The organism is Neptuniibacter sp. QD72_48 (genome assembly GCF_047778065.1).
Taxonomy (GTDB): domain Bacteria; phylum Pseudomonadota; class Gammaproteobacteria; order Pseudomonadales; family Balneatricaceae; genus Neptuniibacter.
In genome coordinates, this window is the sequence record NZ_CP180547.1 from 1863869 (window position 1) to 1870148 (window position 6280).

The window sequence follows — 6280 nt, forward strand, 5'->3', positions numbered from 1 at the left end:
ATTATCCTTATTCCTGTTGGCCGGAATATGACAACATATTCCCTAAATGTTCATCGATTCGTAGAAGCTCTTTTCTAACTTGCGCGTGTTTATACTCAGCGATCTTTTGTGAAATTAAGACGCTTATTTTTCTAAAGTAGCTTTTAGGGGATCCTGTATGTGAGTGTAGATTCCAGATCCATTTAGGGCTGAATTTAGTCACAATCTCATCTTCTAACGACAGGATATATTCGTAGCTTCCTGGATCGCCTTGTCTGGCAGCACGCCCAAATAACTGTCGGTCAATTCGACTGGCCTCATGTTGTTCTGTTGCAATGACATGCAGGCCGCCTAAATCTATTACGCCTTCTTCTAAATGGATATCTGTACCACGACCTGCCATATTGGTTGCAACGGTTACACGACCTTTCAAGCCTGCCTGGGCGATGATTTCTGCTTCATTCAGGTCCTGCCGTGCGTTCAGGACTTTGTGCGGTATCTCTAGCTCTTGTAATAACTCACTAAGATTTTCAGATGCTGCTACAGATCGTGTGCCTACCAAAACAGGTCTACCCTCAGTTCTCATCTGATGAATTTGAGTTAATATGGCGTTATTTTTAAGGTCATTATTTACGTACACTCGCCAGCCCATGTTTTTTCTGATCTGTGGCTTATTTGATGGAATGACCATAGTGCCCAAGCCGTACACAGCCCATAACTCACCGGTGATCTCTTTTGCAGTGCCGGTCATACCCGCTAAGTGCAGGTAGCGTCTAAAAAAGCGTTGGTAGCTTATGCGTGCCAATGTCTCTGGTTGTGATGTTATGGGGCAGCCTTCTTTGGCTTCAATCAGTTGATGAAGCCCTTGTTCCCATGAACGATCAGGCATTACACGACCTGTATATTCATCAATAATCAGAACTTTGCCGTCTTTCACCAGATAATGAGTGTCTTTGATAAAGTAATTTAAAGCGCTCAGTGCTTGCCTAACTAAATTTTCACGTCTTTTTTTACCTCTCCATAAGCCACCTAAGGTATCGCCAAAGCTATCAAGTTTGGCTTTTCCGTTCTTGGTAAGCTCAATGGCCCGTTCTTGATCTATGAGTTTAAAGTCTTCCGTAGGCTCCAGTTCGGCTGCCATTTCCAATGCTTGCTCGTAGATCTGTGACTCTTTGTGATTATCGGTTTGTTTCGAAATAATTAGGGGGGTTTTGGCTTCATCGATTAAGACGGAATCGGCTTCATCTACAATGGCGAAACATAACCCCCTTAGCAGAACATTACCCTGCTGTTTACCATCGTTGCAGAGATCATCCAATTCATACCTGAGGCGGCCGCTGTTATGGCCCATCACTATTCGATCCTTTAGATAATCGAATACTAATTGTTTATTCGTGCAGTAAGTGACATCACACAAATAAGCAGCACGGCGTTGCTCTGGTGTCATTCCTTCACTAATCAAACCAACGCTTAGGCCTAGGGCGTTATAAATGGGTCTCATCCATTCAGAATCCCTTTGCGCTAAATAATCATTAACCGTAATGATATGTACTGGAATTCCACTCAGGGCCGCTGTGCACGCAGGCAGTGTTGCTGTTAATGTTTTACCTTCACCGGTCTGCATTTCGGCTATCTTGCCTTTGATCATGGCCCAGCCACCCATGAGCTGGGTATTGAAATGCCGAAGTCCTAAGGTTCGTTCAGAAACCTCACGAATAAGGGCAAAGCAGTGAGCTATTGAATCATCAGTCAGCCCGCCTACGCTTAGAGATTCCTTTAGCTCTCTACATACATTTGCTAGATGATCATCGCTCATTGCCGTTAATGGATCTGAATGACAGTTTACTTGCGTGATAAAACTATCGAAGCGTTTCTCTTTTAACTCAGGAACAAGCTGGCGCAAGCTCCCTTCTATTTGCGAAGCAATACGGTCTAGCCTGCTGTTTTGGCAGGTAACCTTTTGTGGGTAATGTCCCAGAATCACGCCAGGACGTAGAGAGGCACTAGATTTCAAAACGACTCAACAGCAACTGTTTGAGTTGTCTATACCATTGAAAAGCCAATGGCTCGTAACCGTGATCAAATCGCACATTCACACGACCTCCTATATTTCCTATCTCTTCAATATCTGGGAGAAGCAGATCAAATTGGAATAACCGTTCCAGTGTAGTTAAACCATCTGGGTCACTGAGATCGACAGGAAACTTACCTCCACCAGTGCTACCTAACGCTTTAGAAGGTAATTTGAAAATTCCTCCTGGTACCTCTCTCTCTATCTGTGCTTCTTGCGGAAGTTTGTCTGCACTCTCAATCCATGCATCTACTTTTTCAGTTCTATTCCTTACTAGTCCGATTTGATTCTGACTGACAACAGTGCGGATGCGTGTGGTAGTAGGTTCGAGTACGTAACCAATAATATCGCCACGGTTCATAAATCGTCCGGGCAAGTCGATCGCAGAAGGAACAATAAATAAACCTGCCGCGCCACTGTATACGGTGAGGGACTCAAGTTGTTCTGCAATTCTGGTTTGCTCTGCCTCAAGGCTTTCAATCTCTTTCCTAATAACTAGCGCTTGAGAGCGATAGGAAAACTGTAACTGTACTAAACGTGCTTCTAACTCCCTTCTTTGTGCTTTAAGAAGCGCCGATTGAGCTTCAAGAAAAGGATCATGAGATTGAATTAAGGGCTGTCCCTCTTGGACTATCGTATTTTGGTGAACCAAAAGTTCTTCAACAAAACCATCCACTTGCATTCGGACATGGGACTTTTCCGGTAGCCAGATAACACCCTCTGCAAGGGTTTTAGAAGGTGCTGGAATAACAAATAGCATGATAAACAAACTGGCTAGCCCGACAGCTGAATAAGTAATAGCTTTGGATCGTTTATGCTTGAGTCGAGAGTGAGTAAACAGAAAATCTAGCATCTTGAATAAAGGCAGAACCAGCTGGGTAGTTATCGCCCAGATAGCCAATAACACACCGATGAAGAATAGTTCGCCCGCTATAAATAGGATAATGACGAACATAATAAACATGCGATAAACGAAAGAAGCGACCCCGTAGAAGATTAACCACCCTTTTTCACCGCGTTCTGCTGGTGAGTGCTGATCAGTAACTGAAAAAAGGTAACGTTGAGTTAAGTAAGCCAGATATTTTTTAGAACGGGTTGCCAGATTAGGAATTTCTATGAGGTCTGACATGATGTAATAGCCATCAAACCGCAGTAATGGATTACCGTTAAAGAACAGGGTCGAAACACCGCCTATGAGCATAACATTGAATGCAATGGCTCTAACGATTCCAGCTTCAACGTTTAACCAGACAAACATAGCGATAGACGCTAAAAATAGCTCAACCATTATACCTGCGGCACTGACCACGACGCGTTTATGCCTTTCTGGGAATGCAGTCGCGGAGGATGCCTCAACGTAAGGTATAGGCATTAAAACCAGCAGCATTATACCCATCTCATGGACTTCGCCGCCCCACACCTTTACTGCGTAAGCATGCCCCAGTTCGTGTAAGGCCTTAACTAATGGGTAGATCAGCCAAAGTAAAAATAGATTGTTATAAGTAATGGCTTGGTCGATAGCATTTTCAGTTAGATCTGACCAATGAATACCTGCTTGGACAGCACCTGCGATAATTACGCTTAGCCAGATGAATAAACCGCCAAGACCAAACAAAGGTTTGGCTAAGAGCAGTGTTCTGGCTAAAAAGTTATCTGGGTCCCATAAAGGAAAGCGAAGCGCTAAAGGCGACATGAGTCTTTGCTTCCATTTAACCTTTTCGTGACGTTGGTGCCGATTAAATAACTCTTCGCTGTCTGGTATTACGTCAGTTTGGAGGACATTGGCGGTATGCAGCTGACTGAGAAACTGCATCGTTTCATCTTGTGTAGGTGCGTCGTCACCGAGTTGTTTAGCTACTAGGTGCCAGATCTGGTCTACAGTGCGCTCCCCATCCATTAAACCAATAAAATGGTAGGCTGCTGGAGTAAAACGATGGTACTGTCCTGACGAAGGCTCTTTGACGATGTACCAAATCTGACCTCGGTACTCATGTCGATTGATTTGAGTGTGGCTACGAATATGTGGTTTCAGTTCTGCTACGCGGTACCACATTGAACTGTATAGATTGTCAGCCATAGTCTTCTCCTCCTACGGCCACCAAGACCAAATTGTAAACCTTACCCATTCTGTAAACTCGTGGGTCCAGATCCAGATTAGTTTACGCTGCTCTATATTTACTTTGCCGACGCCCTCCATGCCGGGTCTTAATCTTTCTATTCCGCCATCTATATAGGCTTCCACTCGGAAATAGTTACGCCCATCCTCTGCAATAGCTACGGGGGTTTTCTTAACGATTACCATATCCAAGAGCTGGTTTGGCATACTTGCTAGTTTTAATGAGCCTAACTGCCCCTCTTCTACTTGAGAGTATTCACGTTCATCAACCTTTAAAATGACCCGATAGCTATTCAATGGCGCCAACTCGAATAACACTTGTCCTCTCTCAACAGGCGCACCTAGCATCTGACTCAGATCACCACTGACGATTACACCATCAAAGGGAGCTGTGACCGCTGTTCGATTTAGCTGGGTATCAATCAGTGCTATCTGACTATCCGCTTGATCTTTTTGGGCGCGGAGGATGCGCATCTGTGCACGATCGCCATTGGCGAGGGCTTCTACATATTCACGCTGTCTCTGTTGTTTTTGATTGTTCCATTTAACGCGTTCTAATTTGAGATCTTTATCTTCCATGGCAAACAGAAGATCCCCTTTATTCACGATATCGCCTGCCCTGATATCGGATTTAGAAATGTAACCCGTAAATTTAGCGGTGATCGCGCGTTGAATAGAACCCTCTAGACTGGCATTGGCAGATACCCGGTACGTCCCATCGGCTATGCTGAGGAACACAGCTAGGAAAATTGTAGAAATAAGGGCGAGTTTTAAACCGGTATGTCCTTCACGCACAAAAAGCGGCAATGTATCAGTCAGCGAGTCCCACATCTTACTGCCAATCCAGCGATCATCTCTTCTGCGTGCATCTAATACAGGGCCGACGAGCAGCGCAACATACCGACAGAAATCGATCTCATCTTCTGTGAAACTCTGGCCTTTTGCTCTGGCCAATGTAAGTCCGCCAATCGGGTCACCCGCATTCCCCATCGGAATCGTACAGATATGGCCGACACTATCTTGCCTTGCGAGGTCTTCATGAGATCTGAGTGCCCGTGGTGCGGTATCGGAAGGCGCGGGATAGACCAACAATGCTTGTTGATCGAGTGCTTCATCCATCGCTCTTGCGATTAGGCGCATTAAATTGTTTTTTTCTTCAAATTCCGCACTGTGCGAAAACGCACTTAATTGGATGTGTTGGCCTTTTAAAAAGCCTATCCCTACCCATTCACAATCCATACAGGAGGTTAGTTCAGTCACAAAAGCGGTGGCTGCGGCATGGAAGCGCTTTGATTCTAAACTCACTGCTACTAACTCGAGAGCTAAAGCCAAACGAGTTTTAGATGTTAATGTAGTTTGTCTAACGAGTGTTTCTAGCCACGCGCATCCCCATTGAAGCTGACGCATAACTAGACTTAGTTGCCTTTGGTTTCGTTCGCTGACTTCGAGAGCAACAACTCCGCAGAGTTGTTCATCAACCAGTAAAGGGTAAGCAAGAGATGTGTGATGATGGGATGATTTGCTTGATCTGACTGAGCCCTTTCTTTCGCTCATAGCGAGCTCGGCCACGACTGTCATATCAAAACTAGCTTCGCTATCTTCTGGCCAATGAGCGATTGGCGTATATGGCCCTTCTTCTGGCTCGCCCATAACTACAACGCCAGCGTGTACCTCTTCGATCAACTGGCATTGCAGCGCAAGCCATGTCGATACGTAGGCTTCTCGCGAAGTTGTTTGCGTGAGCTTGGCCCAATAGTTGGGGTTTAGAAAGGTGTCAGAAACAGCAGATGTTTCTGAATTTTCTCGGCTACCATCCTCTGGTTGCTCTATTCGGTATTCGTCGGTTCCCACAATATAACCTTCCTAACATGGACTAAGCACACTGGTAGAGGTTAAGGGAGTTGAATGCCAACAGCTGATTTATGAAACATTATCAGCCCCCCTGAGACTAAACAGAGTGATTATCTATAATCCGTTTTTTTACCATCTGTTTAGTATTCCGTAAGGGAAGTATAGACGTGGATCTTACTGCTCTCAAAAAAACAAAGCCACCCATCTGTTATCTGTTTAAAAACAATCAGATGAGTGGCTTTTTTTATGTTGGGTGTTATTGA

The 6280-nt window shown here is 44.8% G+C and carries 3 protein-coding genes; all 3 read right to left on the reverse strand.

The window, feature by feature from the left end; translation table 11 throughout:
- Positions 1 to 7: 7 nt before the first annotated feature.
- Genes ACMXYX_RS08405 through ACMXYX_RS08415 form a run of 3 tightly spaced genes read right to left on the reverse strand, consistent with a single transcriptional unit; the run spans position 8 to position 6017 of the window.
- The gene (locus ACMXYX_RS08405; protein ID WP_415906816.1) at positions 8 to 1993 is read right to left on the reverse strand and encodes a preprotein translocase subunit SecA; all 1986 of its coding nucleotides are present in this window, start codon (positions 1991 to 1993) and stop codon (positions 8 to 10) included.
- On the reverse strand, positions 1983 to 4127 hold the full coding sequence (locus ACMXYX_RS08410) for a hypothetical protein (RefSeq protein ID WP_415898211.1): 2145 nt from the start codon (positions 4125 to 4127) through the stop codon (positions 1983 to 1985). The genes ACMXYX_RS08405 and ACMXYX_RS08410 overlap by 11 nt, the downstream gene beginning before the upstream one ends.
- A 12-nt stretch (positions 4128 to 4139) precedes the next feature.
- Positions 4140 to 6017, reverse strand: a complete 1878-nt coding sequence (locus ACMXYX_RS08415; RefSeq protein WP_415906817.1) for an efflux RND transporter periplasmic adaptor subunit — start codon at positions 6015 to 6017, stop codon at positions 4140 to 4142.
- Positions 6018 to 6280: the final 263 nt, after the last annotated feature.

Excerpts from the sequence above, each read along its gene's own strand:
- ACMXYX_RS08410 (WP_415898211.1), bottom strand. The coding sequence starts at position 4,127 with ATGGCTGACAATCTATACAGTTCAATGTGGTACCGCGTAGCAGAACTG.